At 63.8% G+C, this 16,550-nt stretch carries 14 protein-coding genes; 7 read left to right on the plus strand and 7 right to left on the minus strand.

Features of this window, described 5'->3' with window-relative positions; genetic code table 11:
* Positions 1 to 59: 59 nt before the first annotated feature.
* Positions 60 to 1,652 (plus strand): peptide chain release factor 3, encoded by a 1,593-nt coding sequence (locus ACSQ3Z_RS06815; RefSeq protein WP_436170568.1) that lies wholly within the window; start codon positions 60 to 62, stop codon positions 1,650 to 1,652.
* Between the two features lie 214 nt (positions 1,653 to 1,866).
* Here ACSQ3Z_RS06815 and ACSQ3Z_RS06820 read toward each other — a convergent pair whose 3' ends face one another.
* From ACSQ3Z_RS06820 to ACSQ3Z_RS06830, 3 genes are all read right to left on the minus strand, one after another.
* Entirely contained in the window at positions 1,867 to 2,337 is a 471-nt protein-coding gene (locus ACSQ3Z_RS06820; protein ID WP_436170569.1) for a VOC family protein, read from the minus strand.
* 35 nt (positions 2,338 to 2,372) lie between these two features.
* A complete protein-coding gene (locus ACSQ3Z_RS06825; RefSeq protein WP_436170570.1) occupies positions 2,373 to 2,900 on the minus strand; it encodes an SRPBCC family protein in 528 nt (175 codons plus the stop codon).
* Positions 2,901 to 3,012: 112 nt separating this feature from the next.
* The gene (locus ACSQ3Z_RS06830; RefSeq protein WP_436170571.1) at positions 3,013 to 3,357 is read right to left on the minus strand and encodes an ArsR/SmtB family transcription factor; all 345 of its coding nucleotides are present in this window, start codon (positions 3,355 to 3,357) and stop codon (positions 3,013 to 3,015) included.
* Between the two features lie 197 nt (positions 3,358 to 3,554).
* Between ACSQ3Z_RS06830 and ilvD the strand changes: the two genes are divergently transcribed.
* Positions 3,555 to 5,399, plus strand: a complete 1,845-nt coding sequence (ilvD, locus tag ACSQ3Z_RS06835) for a dihydroxy-acid dehydratase (RefSeq protein ID WP_436170572.1) — start codon at positions 3,555 to 3,557, stop codon at positions 5,397 to 5,399.
* Between the two features lie 235 nt (positions 5,400 to 5,634).
* Here ilvD and ACSQ3Z_RS06840 read toward each other — a convergent pair whose 3' ends face one another.
* Positions 5,635 to 7,389 (minus strand): ABC transporter ATP-binding protein, encoded by a 1,755-nt coding sequence (locus tag ACSQ3Z_RS06840; protein WP_436170573.1) that lies wholly within the window; start codon positions 7,387 to 7,389, stop codon positions 5,635 to 5,637.
* 177 nt (positions 7,390 to 7,566) lie between these two features.
* Here ACSQ3Z_RS06840 and ACSQ3Z_RS06845 point away from each other — a divergent pair, with 177 nt between their 5' ends.
* From ACSQ3Z_RS06845 to ACSQ3Z_RS06855, 3 genes are all read left to right on the plus strand, one after another.
* On the plus strand, positions 7,567 to 8,859 hold the full coding sequence (locus ACSQ3Z_RS06845; RefSeq protein ID WP_436170574.1) for an amidohydrolase family protein: 1,293 nt from the start codon (positions 7,567 to 7,569) through the stop codon (positions 8,857 to 8,859).
* 115 nt (positions 8,860 to 8,974) lie between these two features.
* Positions 8,975 to 9,226, plus strand: a complete 252-nt coding sequence (locus ACSQ3Z_RS06850) for a hypothetical protein (RefSeq protein ID WP_436170575.1) — start codon at positions 8,975 to 8,977, stop codon at positions 9,224 to 9,226.
* Between the two features lie 131 nt (positions 9,227 to 9,357).
* Positions 9,358 to 10,281 (plus strand): DMT family transporter, encoded by a 924-nt coding sequence (locus ACSQ3Z_RS06855; protein WP_436170576.1) that lies wholly within the window; start codon positions 9,358 to 9,360, stop codon positions 10,279 to 10,281.
* Between the two features lie 12 nt (positions 10,282 to 10,293).
* On the opposite strand, the gene ACSQ3Z_RS06860 is transcribed toward ACSQ3Z_RS06855, so the two are convergent.
* A complete protein-coding gene (locus ACSQ3Z_RS06860; protein WP_436170577.1) occupies positions 10,294 to 11,196 on the minus strand; it encodes a phosphotransferase in 903 nt (300 codons plus the stop codon).
* A 102-nt stretch (positions 11,197 to 11,298) separates the two neighbouring features.
* Between ACSQ3Z_RS06860 and ACSQ3Z_RS06865 the strand changes: the two genes are divergently transcribed.
* The gene (locus tag ACSQ3Z_RS06865) at positions 11,299 to 11,931 is read left to right on the plus strand and encodes a class I SAM-dependent DNA methyltransferase (RefSeq protein ID WP_436170578.1); all 633 of its coding nucleotides are present in this window, start codon (positions 11,299 to 11,301) and stop codon (positions 11,929 to 11,931) included.
* 17 nt (positions 11,932 to 11,948) lie between these two features.
* Here the strand turns inward: ACSQ3Z_RS06865 and ACSQ3Z_RS06870 are convergent, their stop codons facing one another.
* Both ACSQ3Z_RS06870 and ACSQ3Z_RS06875 read right to left on the minus strand, forming a co-directional pair.
* Positions 11,949 to 14,390, minus strand: a complete 2,442-nt coding sequence (locus ACSQ3Z_RS06870) for a GcvT family protein (RefSeq protein ID WP_436170579.1) — start codon at positions 14,388 to 14,390, stop codon at positions 11,949 to 11,951.
* On the minus strand, positions 14,387 to 15,271 hold the full coding sequence (locus ACSQ3Z_RS06875) for a phosphotransferase (protein ID WP_436170580.1): 885 nt from the start codon (positions 15,269 to 15,271) through the stop codon (positions 14,387 to 14,389). The genes ACSQ3Z_RS06870 and ACSQ3Z_RS06875 overlap by 4 nt, the downstream gene beginning before the upstream one ends.
* Before the next feature lie 415 nt (positions 15,272 to 15,686).
* Between ACSQ3Z_RS06875 and ACSQ3Z_RS06880 the strand changes: the two genes are divergently transcribed.
* On the plus strand, positions 15,687 to 16,463 hold the full coding sequence (locus ACSQ3Z_RS06880) for a DeoR/GlpR family DNA-binding transcription regulator (protein WP_436170581.1): 777 nt from the start codon (positions 15,687 to 15,689) through the stop codon (positions 16,461 to 16,463).
* Positions 16,464 to 16,550 lie beyond the last annotated feature (87 nt).

The following is a 16,550-nucleotide window of genomic DNA, read 5'->3' on the forward strand; positions in this document are numbered from 1 at the left end:
CCGTCGACAGGCCGGGAAAGCGCTGCTAGAAGCCCGCGCCACAGACAGGATTCCATAAATTGGCTGAAGACATCGATCAGGCGGTATCGCGCCGCCGCACTTTCGCGATCATCGCGCACCCTGACGCTGGCAAGACCACGCTAACCGAAAAGCTGCTGCTGTTCGGCGGCGCCATCCAGCTTGCCGGCGAGGTCAAGGCCAAGAAGGACCGCATCCAGACACGGTCCGACTGGATGAAGATCGAGCGCGAACGCGGCATTTCGGTCGTCACCTCGGTGATGACCTTCGAATATGAGGACAATGTCTTCAACCTGCTCGACACGCCCGGCCACGAGGATTTCGCCGATGACACTTACCGCACCTTATCGGCGGTGGATTCGGCGGTCATGGTCATCGACGCCGCCAAAGGCATCGAGCCGCGCACGCTGAAACTGTTCGAGGTCTGCCGGCTGCGCGACATCCCGATCATCACCTTCGTCAACAAGATGGACCGCGAAAGCCGCGACCCGTTCGAGATACTCGATGAGATCGAGCAGAAGCTGGCGCTGGACACCGCCCCGATCACCTGGCCGATCGGCCGCGGCAAGACCTTTGCCGGCACCTATCACCTGGCGCTGAATGCCGTGCGCAAGGGCGACGCCGAGAAGGAACGCACGCCGGTCAACGGTCCCGATTCCAACCGCGTCGCCGGTCTGTTACCGGAAAACGAGCGCGAGGCCTTCATCGAGGAACTGGAGCTGGCGCGTGAAGCCTGCCGCCCGCTCGACATCGATGCTTTTCGCGAGGGCCATCTGACGCCGGTCTATTTCGGCTCGGCACTGCGCAATTATGGCGTCCGCGACCTGATCGAGGCGCTCGGCGCCTTTGGCCCGCCGCCGCGCGCGCAGGAGGCCGACAGCCGCAAGGTCGAGGCGACCGAGGACAAGATGACCTCCTTCGTCTTCAAGATCCAGGCCAACATGGACCCCAACCACCGCGACCGCATCGCTTTCGTCCGCGTCTGCTCCGGCAAGCTCGAGCGCGGCATGAAGGCCAGGCTGGTGCGCACCGGCAAGCCGATGAGCCTGTCGGCACCGCAATTCTTCTTCGCCCGCACGCGCGTCACCGCTGACGAAGCCTTTGCCGGCGACGTCGTCGGCATTCCCAACCATGGCACGCTGCGCATCGGCGACACGCTGACCGAGGGCGAGGAGATCCTGTTCCGGGGCGTCCCGAACTTCGCCCCGGAAATCCTGCGCCGCGTCCGCCTTGGCGATGCGATGAAGGCCAAGAAGCTCAAGGGAGCGCTGCACCAGATGGCCGAGGAGGGCGTCGTGCAGCTGTTTTCGCCGGAGGACGGCTCGCCGGCCATCGTCGGCGTCGTCGGCGCGCTGCAGCTCGACGTGCTGAAGGAACGGCTGAATTTCGAATACACGCTGCCGGTCGATTTCGAGATGTCGCGCTTCTCCGTCTGCCGCTGGATCTCGGCCGACGACAAGGCCGAAGTCCAGCGCTTCATCGAAGCGCATCGCGGCGACATCGCCCGTGATCTCGACAATGATCCGGTGTTCCTCGCCCAGCACGCCTTCTCGCTTAACTACGAAGCCGAGCGCTGGAAGGCGATCCGCTTTGCCGCGGTGAAGGACTATCAGGTCCGCGACAAGGCGGCTTGAGTCAGATCATCTAGCGCGGCGCTGCCCCTCACCCTTCCCCTCTCCCCGTGAAGAACGGGGAGAGGGGAACGCCAGCGTTGCGGCCAGCCATTTCTCCCCGTCACTATACGGGGAGAAGTGCCCGGCAGGGTGATGAGGGGCAGCGCCGACATTGGCAATTGATCGTTCCGGCATGAATGGGACAAAGATCATTTGCCCGAAGCGATGCCTTCGCTCAGCCTCTGGCTGCCTCTTCGATCTTGGCGATGTCGATCTTGCCCATTTGCATCATCGCATTCATCGCCCGGCCGGCCTTTGCCTGATCAGGGTCCTGCAGCAGCCTGGGCAATTGCTCCGGCACCACCTGCCAGGAGACGCCGAACTTGTCCTTCAGCCAGCCGCATGGGCCGGGCTCACCGCCGCCCTCTGTGAGCCTGGTCCAGAAATGGTCCACCTCTTCCTGCGTCTTGCAGTCGATGGACAGCGAGATCGCTTCGGTGAACTTGTATTGCGGTCCGCCGTTGAGCGCCAGGAACGGGACGCCGTCGAGCTCGAACGAGGCCACCAGCACGCTGCCTTCAAGAGCGTGGCCCTTGGGCCAGCGCGTCACGCTCAGTACCTTCGAGTTCTTGAAGATGGAGATGTAGTGGTTCATGGCCTCTTCGGCCTGACCGTCGAACCACAGGAAGGTGGTGATCTTTTGCATGGTCTCTCTCCTTGGCATTCTCTTTGGGGGAAGGGTCAGGCGGCGCCCTTGGCGGCGTCCTGGAGGGAAGCAAGATAGGCGTCGAGCTGGGCATAGCTTGCGTCCATGCCGGTGGTCATGCCGGTGCCGAGTGCGCCGTCCCGCGCCGCTTGCGAGGCGTAAAGCACCGTCTGCGTCAGCAGGGTCTTTCCGGTCTGCTCGGCGAAGATCACCGTTCCGACCGTCTCGCCGCCAGTCCAGTCCTCATCGAACAGTTCGGTGGCGACGATCCGGGCCGGGCGCACGATCTCGCGATAGGCGCCGCTCATGCCCATGCTGCGGCCGTCGCGGTGCTGCCAGACATAGCGTGTGGCGCCGCCCACCCGCAGGTCGATTTCGCAGACCGTCAGCCGCCAGCCGTCCGGGCCGTGCAGCCAGCCTTTCAGAAGTTCCGGTATGGTCCAGCAGTCGAAGACCATGGGACGGGGCGCATCGAAGACGCGGGTGATCTGGACTTCGCGGTCGCTGGGCGTCGTCACGGTCAGTGTCGCGACGGTCGAGCCGGGCAAAATTGTGGTGCTCACGATGATCCTCCTGTGCTTCCCAGTTTGCCCAAGGACGTTCGGCCAGTTGGCGATCCGACACGGGTTCTTTATTCTCTCAACGAGCGTTCGAGCGGATACGCGCGGCTTCCTTCTATTGGTTCGCGTCGCCGGGGTTCTTTTCGGCCTTCATTGCGCCCAGCAAGGCGTCGAGGCGCTGAAAATTGCCCTCCCAGATCTTGCGGTAGCGTTCCAGCCAGTCATTGGCTTCGGCAAGCGGCCTGGCTTCCAGCCGGCAGGGCCGGCGCTGCGCGTCGCGGCCACGCGAAATCAGCCCGGCGGCTTCCAGCACCTTGAGATGCTTGGAGATCGAAGGCTGGCTCATCGCAAACGGCTCGGCCAGTTCCATCACAGAAGCCTCACCCTGGATGAGGCGGGCAAGGATCGCGCGCCGCGTCGGGTCGGCAAGCGCGGCGAAGGTGGCGTCCAGATGGTCCATCAGATGTCCATAGCCAGCAAGGTATATACCCAATCGGCTATATATGGCGGAAACACCTTCGTCAACCGGATCGGGCGAATTTCTGGCGCAGCGCAAAATTGTGGCCAGACCACACCATGGCGTCTATAACGCCTGCGGCCCGAATTCAGCTCCGCCGCGCCACCAGTCGAGCGCGACGCAGACAGCAAGGAAAATGCATGCCCGCCTATCGTTCCCGCACCACCACCCACGGCCGCAACATGGCCGGCGCTCGCGGCCTGTGGCGCGCCACAGGCATGAAGGACTCGGACTTTGGCAAGCCGATCATCGCCGTGGTCAACTCCTTCACGCAGTTCGTGCCGGGCCATGTCCACTTGAAGGACCTCGGCCAGCTGGTCGCGCGCGAGATCGAGAAGGCCGGCGGCGTCGCCAAGGAATTCAACACCATCGCCGTCGACGACGGCATCGCCATGGGCCATGACGGCATGCTCTATTCGCTGCCTTCGCGTGAGCTGATCGCCGACTCGGTGGAATACATGGTCAACGCGCACTGCGCCGACGCCATGGTCTGCATCTCCAATTGCGACAAGATCACGCCCGGCATGCTGATGGCCAGCTTACGCCTCAACATCCCGACCGTCTTCGTCTCCGGTGGGCCGATGGAGGCCGGCAAGGTGGTGCTGGCCGGCAAGACGCAAGCGCTCGACCTGGTCGACGCCATGGTCGCTGCCGCCGACGACAAGATCTCGGACGAAGACGTCAAGATCATCGAGCGCTCGGCCTGCCCGACCTGCGGTTCCTGCTCCGGGATGTTCACCGCCAATTCGATGAACTGCCTGACCGAGGCTTTGGGCCTCTCGCTGCCGGGCAACGGCTCGACGCTGGCCACCCATGCCGACCGCAAGCGGCTGTTCGTCGAGGCCGGCCATCTCGTCGTCGATCTCGCCCAGCGTTACTACGAGCAGGACGACGAGACGGCGCTGCCGCGCAGCATCGCCTCCAAGGGCGCCTTCGAGAACGCCATGACGCTCGACATCGCCATGGGTGGCTCGACCAACACGGTCTTGCACATCCTCGCCGCGGCGCATGAGGGCGAAGTCGACTTCACCATGGAGGACATCGACCGCCTGTCGCGGCGTGTTCCGGTGCTGTGCAAGGTGGCTCCGGCGAAATCCGACGTCCACATGGAAGACGTTCACCGTGCCGGCGGCATCATGGCCATCCTCGGCCAGCTCGACCAGGCCGGGCTGATCAACCGCGACCTGCCGACGGTGCATACGGCGAGCCTCGGTGAGGCGCTCGACCATTGGGATATTTCCCGCACTTCGAGCCAGAACGTGCGCGATTTCTTCCTGGCCGCACCCGGCGGCGTGCCGACGCAGGTCGCCTTCAGCCAGGATCGCCGCTGGGACGAGCTCGATCTCGACCGCGAGAAGGGCGTCATCCGCTCGGCGGACACTCCCTTCTCGAAAGATGGCGGCCTTGCCGTGCTGAAGGGCAATCTGGCGCTGGACGGCTGCATCGTGAAGACGGCCGGCGTCGACGAGTCGATCCTGAAATTCACCGGCCCGGCCCGGGTGTTCGAAAGCCAGGACGCCTCGGTCAAGGCGATCCTGTCCAACGAGATCAAGGCCGGCGATGTCGTCGTCATCCGCTATGAAGGGCCGCGCGGCGGACCCGGCATGCAGGAAATGCTCTACCCGACCAGCTATCTGAAGTCGAAAGGCCTCGGCAAAGCCTGCGCGCTGATCACCGACGGCCGCTTCTCCGGCGGCACGTCGGGCCTGTCGATCGGCCACGTCTCGCCGGAAGCTGCGGAAGGCGGGCTGATTGGCCTGGTGCAGGAAGGTGACACGATCGAGATCGACATCCCCAACCGCAAGATCCATCTGGCGGTCGGCGAAGCCGAACTGGCCGCGCGGCGCGCGGCGATGGAGGCCAGGGGCGCTGGCGCCTGGAAGCCCGAGGAAATGCGCAAGCGCAAGGTAACGACCGCTCTGCGCGCCTATGCCTCGATGGCAACCAGCGCGGCCAAGGGCGCGGTGAGGTTCGTGCCGGAGTAGTTTTCGATCCGGGGCGGTCGGCGCCGCCCCTCATTGTCCTGCCGGACATTTCTCCCCGTATAGTGACGGGGAGAAAGGTGCCGTCATCGGCGATTTCGCAAATTTCGGCGCTGCAAAACGAGGCGGCAAGGGCGCAGCCTCTTCCTTCTCCCCGTCACTATACGGGGAGAAGGTGCCGGCAGGCGGATGAGGGGCAGCACAGACGCTGCAAAATTGCCCGCCCCAACTCACCGCCTCACGGCATCAGCTGATATTCATAAAGCTTCTGATAGAGCCCGCCCTGCTTGAGCAAGATCTTGTGCGAGCCGCTCTCCACCACCTTGCCGGCTTCCAGGACCACGATCGTGTCGGCCTGGTGCACGGTCGACAGGCGGTGGGCGATGACGATGGTCGTGCGCCCCACCGTCAGCTGCTGCAGCGCGTCGCGGAACAGGGCCTCGGATTCGGCGTCGAGCGCGCTGGTCGCCTCGTCCAGCAGCAGGATTTCGGCGTTGCGCAGCATGGCGCGGGCGATCGAGATGCGCTGGCGCTGGCCGCCTGAAAGCAGGGCGCCGTTCTCGCCCACATCCGTCTCGTAGCCTTTCGGCGTGGCGCTGATGAAGTCGTGGGCATTGGCCGCCTTGGCCGCGGCGATCACCTCCTCGTCGGTGGCGTCCTGACGCCCAAGCCGGATGTTGTGCATGATGGTGCCGACAAACAGGAACGTGTCCTGGCTGACATAGGCGATCTTTTCCCTGACCGAAGCCAGCGTTGCGTAGGAGATGTCCTGGCCGTCGAACAGAACCTTGCCGCTTTGCGGGTCGTACATGCGCATGATCAGGTTCAGTATGGTCGACTTGCCGCTGCCCGAAGGCCCGACCAGCGCCGTCATCCTGCCGGGCGCCAAGGTGAGGTCGAAGCGCTCCAGCACCGGCTGCCCCTCAGGGTAGGCAAAACTCACATCGTCGAATCTGATCTCGCCCGGCCCGGCCTTGAGCGGCTTGGCGTCTGGCTTTTCGGCCAAGGTCAGCGGCCGATCGGCCAGCTGAAACATCATGCGCACGCCGACGATGCCGGTTTCCAGCGATATGCGCACGCGCGCCAGCCGTTTCGCCGGTTCATAGGCAAGCAGCAGCGCCCCGATGAAGGCCATGATGTTGCCCGGCATCTGGCCACCCTGCAGGACCAGGAAGCCGCTGACAAAGACGGCGCCGGATATCGCCAGCCCGGCAAGCGTTTCCATCACCGGGCTGGTGGCGGCCTCCAGCGTTGCGATGTTGTTGGCGCGGTTCTCGACGTCCGATACCGCCTTGTACATGCGCTTGCGCATCGCGCCTTCGAGATTGAAGGATTTGACGACACGCACGCCAATTGCCGTTTCCTGCATTACATGCACGATCTGGCCGAGCGAGCGGAACTCCATCGCGGCAATCTTGCGGACGCGCTTCAGGATGCGGTTGACGCCGAATATGGCGACCGGCCCGATGACGAAGCAGATCAGAGACAGTGCCGGCTGCTGCCAGACCATCACCGCCACCAGCACGATCAGCGTCACCAGATCCCGCACATAGGACGTCACAACGAGGTCAAGGACGCTGCGTGCGGCCTGTGCATTGTTGGTCATGCGGGTGATCAGGTCTGACGACGAGGTCGAATGGTAGAATTCGATGCCTTGCGCGAGGATCCGGTCATAGATCTTGCGCTGCCGGTCGGCGATGATGGCGTTGCCGACGCGGCTCATGAAATAGGCCTGGACGAAATTGGCGACGCCCTTGAAGATGAAGATTGCGGCGACCGCGGCCGCAATCAGGTTCACGCGGTCCAGTCGCTTGTAGATGACGAATTCGTTCGTGATCTCGCGCAGGATCCAGGCGCTGGCGCCTGTCATGGCGGCCACCACCAGCATCGACAATATGGCCGCGCCATATCCGAACTTATGTTCTCGGAAGGATTCCTTGACCAGCCTTACGATGAGGCGCTGGTTCTCCGTCGAGCGGAAGAAGCGAAACAAACGGCTGATCCCATGCCTGGCTGACGCGAATTTCGAATTCGCCACGGAGGCGAAAGGCGGCTTATAGAGCGAGTTGCCGCCGGAGGGAACCTTTCGCCGCCGCGGAAGGAAATGGCTGCGGCAAGGTGACTTTTGCGCCACGATGGCACGATGATTCTGGAAAGAGGATGACGAAAGATGGATTTCGACCTCATCGTGCGCGGCGGCACGCTGCCTGACGGCAGGATTGCCGACATCGGCATCATCGGCGAGACGATCGCAGCGATCGAGCCCGAACTGAACGCTGCCGCGGGCACGGTGATCGATGCGTATGGCAATCTGGTATCGCCGCCTTTCGTTGATCCGCATTTCCACATGGATGCCACGCTCTCCTACGGCATCCCGCGCATCAATGCGTCAGGCACCCTGCTGGAGGGCATTTCCCTGTGGGGCGAGCTGAAGCCGCTTTTGACGCACGAGGCGGTGCGCGAGCGCGCGCTTGCCTATTGCGACTGGGCCGTATCGATGGGCCTTCTCGCCATCCGCACCCATGTCGATGTCTGCGACGACCGCCTGCTCGCGGTCGAAGCCCTGCTCGACGTCAGGAAGACGGTGGCGCCCTATATCGACCTGCAGCTGGTCGCCTTCCCGCAGGATGGGCTCTACCGTTCGCCGACGGCGCTTGAGAACACCATCCGCGCGCTCGACATGGGCGTCGATATCGTCGGCGGTATTCCGCATTTCGAGCGCACCATGGCCGACGGCGCGCGTTCGGTGACGGAGCTCTGCGAAATCGCCGCCAGGCGCGGCCTGATGGTCGACCTGCATTGCGACGAGACCGACGACCCATTGTCCCGTCATATCGAGCAGCTTGCCTATGAGACGCAGCGACTGGGACTGCAGGGCAAGGTGGCCGGCTCGCACCTCACCTCCATGCACTCGATGGACAACTACTACGTCTCGAAGCTGTTGCCGCTGATCGCCGAGGCCGGCGTGTCGGCCATCCCCAACCCGCTGATCAACATCATGCTGCAGGGCCGCCACGATACGTTCCCCAAGCGCCGCGGCCTGACCCGCGTCAAGGAAATGCTCGCCATGGGCATCCGCGTCGGTTGGGGCCAGGATTGCGTGCTCGACCCTTGGTATTCGCTGGGCACGGCCGACATGCTCGATGTCGCCTTCATGGGCTTGCACGTCGCTCAGATGTCGAGCCCGGCCGACATGGCGCGCTGCTTCGACATGGTCACCAACGTCAACGCCGCCATCATGAGCCTCGACCATCTCGGCCTTGCCGTCGGCAGGCGCGCCAGCCTCGTCGTCCTCGACGCCGGCAACCCGGTCGAGGCCATTCGCTTGCGCCCTGAACGTCTCTGCGTCATCGCCAGGGGCAAGGTGGTTGCCGAGCGGACGAAGCAGGAGACACGGCTGTCGATCGCCGGCCGGCCGGCGCAGGTGAACCGTCGGCACAAGGCAGCCGGCTCCCTGTCATAGGCGAGCCGAGCCTTTCAGGCCCAACAGGCCAGCCTCTCTGCATCAAGGCTCTCCGCTTCGTCTGGCCATAATTAAGTCTACAATAAACCTCCACTTTGGTTCGAGGAGGATCACCATGTGGCAAAAGACTGTGATGGCGGTTGCGCTGGCGGCGGCTTGCGCGGGCTGCATGTCGGCGGAGGACCGCCGCGCCGCCGATGAGGCGAAATGCCGGTCCTACGGCTTCACCAAGAAGAACGACGCCTTCGCCGAATGCCTGCAGCGCATCGATCTCGATCGGCGCGCGGAACTCAGAAGCGCTTCGGCTTTCGATCCTTGGGACAGGCCGATCCTCTATCGCCCGATCATCGTTCGGCCGCAGCCCTAAATAGCGACCGTGCCGACGCGGCCTGCCGAAAGCGCGCCGAAGGCATAGAACCAGCCGATTTCCGCCGCTGGTCTTATCGGCTCCCTCGAATTCCGCTCGTCAAATCGGCTGCTTGCGTCTACGGAGCCGGCATGGCTCCCTCCCTTGCCCGCAATCTTACGATCAGGAACGTGCTTTTGGCCGGCATTTTGCTGATGCTGGCCGGCGATTTCCTGTTTGCGCTCAACGACGCGATGGGCAAGTGGCTGGTCGCCAGCTTCTCCGTCGGCCAGGTCGTGCTGATCCGCTCGGTCGGCGCCTTTTTCGTGCTCGGCCCGATGATCGCAAACCAGCGCGCCGGCAAGCTGTTCCGCGTGGAGCGGCTGGAACTGCAGGTCCTGCGCGTGGTGATGACGACGCTCGACACAGCGCTGTTTTACGCCGCCGTGGTCTATCTGCCACTCGCCGACGTGATGAGTTTCTACATGGCGGGGCCGATCTATGTCGCGGCGCTGTCGCACTTCCTGCTCGGCGAAAAGGTCGGCTGGCGCCGGTGGGCGGCGATCCTGGTCGGCTTCTGCGGCGTTCTGATCATGCTGAAGCCGTCTTCGGCGGCGTTCTCGCTGTCCTCCATATTCGCGCTCGTCGGCAGCATCTCCTTCGCTTTCGCCATCATCCTCAACCGGCGGCTGCGCGGCACCAGCGACACCACTCTGGTCACCTGGCAGACCATCGGCACGCTGGTCGTCGGCGGCGTGCTGAGCATCGGCGCGTGGCAGACGCCGTCGGCGCTCGATTTCGGCGCTATGCTGCTGCTCGGCATCGTCTCCTGCGCTGCTCACCTGATGATCACCAGGGCGCTGAAACTGGCACCGGCCTCGACGCTGGCGCCGCTGCATTACACGCTGCTCCTGTGGGCGGTGGTCTTTGGGCTGGTCTTCTTCGGCGACGTGCCCGGCCCACGCATCCTGATCGGCTCGGCCATCGTCGTGCTCGCCGGCCTGTTCATCTTCCACCGCCAGAAGGTGGTCGACACCGTGGTGCCGCCGGAGAACGTGCCGAAGGGCGTGAACTGAACCGAGCCGGGCTTAACCCTGGCGCACCGCCGCCAGGTGCCGTGAAAACTCCGGCGTCTCCATCAGCACCTTGCAGCGGGCGAAGCGGCCGTCGGCATAGGCGCGGAAATCGTCGACCGGATTGTTGTTGGCAAGCTGGATCAGCCCCCACAGCGTCCACAACAGATCGCACATCGCCTTGTAGATGACGATGCGGCCGCGCTCGGCCGGTTTAGGTTCGCGGCCGAAATAGGCGCGCATCAGTTCTTCATCCTGCGCGGTATCGAACTTGCCTTCGACGCTGAGATCGCCGAGGTCCCAGAGCGGGTCGTTCATCCCCGAATATTCCCAGTCGACGATCCACATCCGCCCGCCCGTATCGAGGAAGTTCTCGCACAGCGGATCGCAGTGGCAGGCGGCAAGCGGCAGCGGATGGGCGGCAAGCGCGGCACGTACCGTTTCGGCCTCGCGCACGACATCGTGGTAGCCAGTTGGCAAGGCTACGTCCTTGGTCGACAGCATCTTCAGATAGTCGTCGATCATTGCAAACAGCTCGAAGCGGAAGGGAAACACCGCACCGGAAGTGTGCAGCTTGCGGAAGACCTCGCCCGCGCGCGCCGGGCTGCCCGGGCGCAGTTTGAACTTTTCCGGCGACATCGTCTCGGCGCCGGCGACGAACCGGCTTACCATCATGCCCGTGCCGGCGTCGACATGCAGCACCTCGGGGCTGACGCCGGCCTTCGCCGCCTCGCGCGCCGCCACGGCTTCGTTGGAGCGGTTGATGTACTCCTCGGTGCCTTTGCCGGGGATGCGCAGGCAGAAATCACCGGCCCTGTAGACAAGATTGGTGAGGCCGCCGAGCCGTTCCAGCGGTCCGTCATAGCCGGCCAGTACTGGAATGGTTGCCAGTGCCGCGCGCGCTATCTCATCCGCCATCGCCTCGATCCCCCTTCACGCCTTTATTATCACGGCGACGGTTCCACAGTTTTCGCCATTTGGCTATCATCCCGTGACAGGCAAAGAGTCGGGCGAGCGGCAATGGCACACAGCAAGCAGAACACTGCGCTCGGCGCGGCCTATGCGGCGAAGCGGCCCGAGGAGGTGGCGGCGCTCTACGACAGCTGGTCCGAGACCTACGATGCCGACATGTCAACGGCCGGTTACCGCCATCCGACGATCTGTCTCGCTCTGCTGGCCCGTCATCTGCCGCGCGGGGCAGCACCGCTTCTCGATGCCGGCGCCGGTACCGGGCTCAGCGGCGAATGGCTTGCCATCACCGGCTATCCAGAAGTCGAGGCGCTCGACATTTCCGAGGGCATGCTGGCCAAGGCGGCCGCCAAGGGTATCTATTCGGCGCTTCACTGCCTGGCGCTCGGCGGGCCGCTGCCTTTCGCAGACAATGCCTATGCCGGGATCGTCTCGGCCGGCGTCTTCACTTCGGGTCATGTCGGCGCCGAAGGACTGGACGAGCTGATCCGCATCTGCCGGCCGGGCGGCGTGATCGTGCTGACGGTCAAGAACACGCTGTGGGAGGCCGGCTTTGCCGCCCGTATCGCCGAGCTGGAAGTGCAAGGCGTCGTCACGCGCGACGAGGAGACGGCGCCGTATGTCTCGATGCCGGGCGAAGCCGACACGGTGCCCAGTCGCGGTCTCGTCTTGCGCGTCAACTGATCGAAGCTGGAGAAGGCCTAAGCCCGGACCTTTTCTCCTGCCGGATCATAGAGCGGCTCGGTATGGATTTTTGCCGGCGTGCGCTCCATCGCCACCACCAGCTCGTAATCGCCGGAGGTGAGGAAGTCGTCGCTTATGCCGTCGGCATTTCGCACATAGCCGAAGCCGACATTCCTGCCCACCGTGTAGCCATAGCCGCCACTGGTGAGGTAGCCGACCGGCTCGCCATTGCGCAGGATCGTCTCGCGGCCGACCAGCACGATCTCCGGATCGTCGACCGTAAAGCCGGCAAACTTTTTCTTCGGCGCTTCGCCATTCACCTTCTCAAGTGCCCGCCGGCCGACGAAGTCGGTGTTCTTGCGGAGCTTCACCGCCCAGCCAAGGCCGGCCTCCTGCGGCGTGTCGTTGGGCGTGATGTCTGAGCCCCAGGCGCGATAGCCCTTCTCCAGCCTGAGCGATTCCAGCGCGCGGTAGCCGACGGGGCGGATGTCGTATGTCTTGCCCGCCGCCATCAGCGCGTCGAAGATCTCGCCGGTTGCCGCGATCGGCACATGCAATTCCCAGCCGAGCTCACCGACATAGGTGACGCGCAGCGCCCGAATTGTATGGCCGGCAATGGCGAACTCGCGCACATGGCCGAACGGGAAGGCGGCGTTCGAAACATCCGCGTCGGTCACTGCTGAAAGGACGTCGCGGGCGCGCGGCCCCATCAGTGACAATGTGCCGAAATCCTCGGTGACGTCGCTGAAGGTGACGTCGAGATCCTTGCCGACATGGTCGCCGATCCACGCGAAATCATGCGTGCGGAAACCGGTGCCGGTGACGATGTAGAATTTTTCTTCGCCAAGCCGCGCCACGGTCAAATCGGCCTCTATGCCGCCGCGCGTGTTGAGAAGCTGCGTGTAGGTCAGCCGGCCGACCGGCTTGGCGACGTCGTTGGCGCAGATCCAGTCGAGCGCCTTCTGCGCATCCGCGCCGGTCATCTCGTATTTGGCGAAAGACGACTGGTCGAAAATGCCGACCTTCTCGCGCACATGCCTGTGCTCCTCACCAACCGCCGAGAACCAGTTCTGCCGGCCCATCGAATAGATGTCTTTGGGCGCGGTGCCCTCGGGCGCGAACCAATTCGGCCGTTCCCAGCCGAGTTTCGAGCCGAACACCGCGCGATGTGTTTTCAACCGCTCATAGAGCGGCGAGACGATGCGCGGTCGTCCCGAGAGGTATTCCTCATGCGGAAAGCCGATCGTGTAGTGCTTGCCATAGGCTTCCAGCGTGCGGTCGCAGACCCATTGCCGATCGCGATGCAGGCCGGAAAAGCGCCTGATGTCGACCACCCACAGATCGAGCGGCGCTTCGCCATCGACCACCCATTGCGCCAGTACCCAGCCGGCGCCGCCACCGGAGGCGATGCCGAATGCGTTGAAGCCGGCGCCGACGAACATGTTGGTGCATTCCGGAGCCACGCCGAGGATGAAATTGCCATCAGGCGTGAAACTTTCCGGCCCATTGATCATCTGCTTGACGCCGACGGTCTCGAGCGCCGGAACCCGTGCAATCGCCTGGCTCATATGCTGCTCGAAATGATCGTAGTCGTCGTCGAACAGGCGGAATTCCCAGTCGTTCGGAACGTCCCCTGTCGTCCAAGCCTGCGGGTTCGGTTCATAGCCGCCCATCACCAGCCCGCCGACCTCTTCCTTGAAATAGGTGCGGCGGTCGGGGTCGCGGATGGTCGGCGCGTCGGTCGCCAGGCCCTCGATCTTCTCGGTAATGATGTACTGGTGCTTGACTGGCTGCAGCGGCACGTTGATGCCGGCCATGGCACCCACCTGCCTTGCCCATTGCCCGGCGCAGTTCACCACCTTGTCGCAGCCGATATCGCCCTTGCTGGTCTTCACCGCGGTGATGCGGCCATCCGTCATCTCGAAGCCGGTGACGCGGACATCCTCGAACAGTTTCGCACCATGCATCCGTGCGCCCTTGGCCAGCGACTGCGTGATGTCGGACGGGCTTGCCTGGCCGTCCGTCGGCAGCCAGGAAGCCCCGACGAGATCACCGGTTTCGAGCAGCGGCCACATCGCCTTGACCTCGGCCGGCGACAGCAATTGCATGTCCATGCCGAAGCTTTTCGCCGTCGTCGCCAACCGCTTGTATTCGGTCCAGCGGTCGGCATTGGTGGCCAGCCTGAGGCACCCGGTCATCTTCCAGCCGGTTGCGAGACCTGTTTCGGGCTCCAGCCCCTTGTAGAGTTCGACCGAATATTTGAGTACGCGCGTGATCGAAGCCGACGAGCGCAACTGCCCGACCAGTCCCGCCGCATGCCAGGTCGAGCCCGAGGTCAGCTTGCCCTGTTCCAGCAGCACGACATCGGCCTTGTGGTCGCGCGCCAGATGGTAGGCCGTCGAGCAGCCGATGATGCCGCCGCCGATGACGACGATCCCGGCATGGCTGGGCAAGGTCATGTCAGCATCCCGTATTTTGTCCGGTAGTTTTCCAGCGCCGCTTCCAGCCGCACCAGGTTTTCCTCGGTGTAGGCAACGTAATCGATGCCCGGCGCGTCGAGGTAAAGTTCGGAGACCATGCTCCACATCGCCTCGCGCAGCAGCGAGGCGCATTGCATGGCCGCATGCGAGCGGCGGATCGCCTCGTCCGGCTCCTTCATGAAATAGGCGGTGAGCAGAGCGAAAGATTCCTCGTCGCTCAGGCCGGCATTCGAGGCGGCACCTGCAAGGTCGAACATCGCCGTGTTGAAGCCGGCATATTCGAAGTCGATCAGCCACAGCCTGTTGCCGTCGTCTAGAATGTTGGCCGGCAAAAGATCGTTGTGACCGAAGACGATCGGCAAGAGCTTCTGTGCCCGCTCGAGTTCGTCCGCCAGCGTCAGGAGATAGGGCAGGTCGCCCCGCTTGCGGCTGCCGCCTTCCTCAAGCGTGCGCGCATAGTCGCGGATGACATGGAACACCCAGAACATGAAGCCGGGGCCGGAGATGTGGTTGGGCATCTCGCGGTGGAACCCCCGCATCAGCGCCGCGACGCGGCCGATATTGGCGCGCACGTCTTCGGCCGTATAGGTCCTGGCGCCGAGATATTCCGTCACCATGATGCCCGGCTCGGCATAGCGGACCGCCGGCGCGAAGCCGGCGGCATGGGCCGCCCGCGATGTCATCACCTCGCGCTCGCGAAAGACGTGATGGAAAGGATAGTCCTGGCCGAAGCGCACAACATGCCGTCCGGCCGCGTCCTTGACCACATAGTTGGCGTTGCTGAGGCCGCCCGGCAGCGGCGCAATCTCGATGCTGCCGGTCCAGCAGGGCAGGGCGCGGATGCGGTCTTCGGCAATCACGGGATTATCCCTGGTTTGGCTGAGGTTCGACATAGCGCCGCGGACAGCGCAACGACCGCGGGAAGATACGCAAAAACCTCGTCGGTGCGGGACGCCGGGTCATTATCCCGCACCGCACCGACGAGCCCCTTGGCCAGGTATTCGAACCCCCGGCATCCGCCCCCGCGGATCTGAAAATTCCTTGCGCAGGCACGTTCCAGACGCTCTGGCCTGTGCGTTTGCGTGCGGCTCTGCCATCAACCTCCAGTGGCAGTTCCGAGCCTGTCACGTCTTGATCTCACGCCAGTGCTGCCTGGCTGTCAACAAAAAGCTGTGACTTTTTTTGGGTGTTTTGCCCGAAAACATAAGCAATTCCTTTAAAAACGTTTGAATTGCCTTAGAATCGGTCAACGGCGCAAGTCCCCGGGAAAACCTCATGGTCCACTCGAAACGGCATGGCGAGATCCTGCGCCTCCTGCAGGAGGAAGGCACCGTCACAATCGCCAGTCTGGCCGATCGCTTGGGGGTTTCGCTGGAAACCGTGCGCCGCGACGTCAAGCCGCTCACCGGCGACGGTTCCGTCCTCAAGATGCACGGCGCCATCGGTCTGCCGTCATTGGTCGGCGAGGCGCCGTTCGAGCGGCGCATGCGTGATAACGCCGACGCAAAGCGCCTCATTGCCCGCATGGTCGCCGCCACCATCCGCGACGGCGAATCGATCATGCTCGACACCGGCACGACGACGTCGTTCCTCGCCCGCGAGCTGCTCGGCCACCGGCGGCTGACGGTCGTCACCAATTCGTCCGACATCGCCCGCACGCTGGCCACCGTCAACGGCAACAAGGTCTATATGGCCGGCGGCGAACTGCGCAGCGATTCCGGCGCGGCCTTCGGCGCCTCGGCCGTTGAATTCGTCAGCCGCTTCTCCGTCAGCCACGCGGTGATCTCCATCGGCGCGGTCGATGCTGTCGCGGGTGTGATGGACTATGATCTGGATGAAGCGGAATTCGCCCGCATGGTGCTGTCGCGCGGCCAGCGTTCGCTGGTCATCACCGACCACTCGAAGTTCGGCCGCCAGGGGCTGGTCCAGGTCTGCGGTTTCGACGGCTTTTCCGAACTCGCCACCGACCACCCACCGCCGCGCGACATAGCCGCCGCCCTTGCCGAGTCCGGCGCGCGGCTGAGCATTGCGAGCGCCGAAGCCGGGTTCTGATCCCTCGCAGGATCAGCGACCTAGAGCAATTCCAGGAAAAGTATGAAACGGTTTTCCGTCCGGAATTGCGTCAAAACAAAGAGATAG

It is taken from the genome of Mesorhizobium sp. LjNodule214, from assembly GCF_964252735.1.
Lineage (GTDB): Bacteria > Pseudomonadota > Alphaproteobacteria > Rhizobiales > Rhizobiaceae > Mesorhizobium.

What these genes read in the sequence shown, in the direction of transcription:
- ACSQ3Z_RS06820 (WP_436170569.1), bottom strand. Translation starts at nt 2,337, where the DNA reads ATGCAAAAGATCACCACCTTCCTGTGGTTCGACGGTCAGGCCGAAGAG.
- ACSQ3Z_RS06830 (WP_436170571.1), bottom strand. Translation starts at nt 3,357, where the DNA reads ATGGACCATCTGGACGCCACCTTCGCCGCGCTTGCCGACCCGACGCGG.
- ilvD (WP_436170572.1), top strand. Translation starts at nt 3,555, where the DNA reads ATGCCCGCCTATCGTTCCCGCACCACCACCCACGGCCGCAACATGGCC.
- ACSQ3Z_RS06845 (WP_436170574.1), top strand. Translation starts at nt 7,567, where the DNA reads ATGGATTTCGACCTCATCGTGCGCGGCGGCACGCTGCCTGACGGCAGG.
- ACSQ3Z_RS06850 (WP_436170575.1), top strand. Translation starts at nt 8,975, where the DNA reads ATGTGGCAAAAGACTGTGATGGCGGTTGCGCTGGCGGCGGCTTGCGCG.
- ACSQ3Z_RS06855 (WP_436170576.1), top strand. Translation starts at nt 9,358, where the DNA reads ATGGCTCCCTCCCTTGCCCGCAATCTTACGATCAGGAACGTGCTTTTG.
- ACSQ3Z_RS06860 (WP_436170577.1), bottom strand. Translation starts at nt 11,196, where the DNA reads ATGGCGGATGAGATAGCGCGCGCGGCACTGGCAACCATTCCAGTACTG.
- ACSQ3Z_RS06865 (WP_436170578.1), top strand. Translation starts at nt 11,299, where the DNA reads ATGGCACACAGCAAGCAGAACACTGCGCTCGGCGCGGCCTATGCGGCG.
- ACSQ3Z_RS06870 (WP_436170579.1), bottom strand. Translation starts at nt 14,390, where the DNA reads ATGACCTTGCCCAGCCATGCCGGGATCGTCGTCATCGGCGGCGGCATC.
- ACSQ3Z_RS06880 (WP_436170581.1), top strand. Translation starts at nt 15,687, where the DNA reads ATGGTCCACTCGAAACGGCATGGCGAGATCCTGCGCCTCCTGCAGGAG.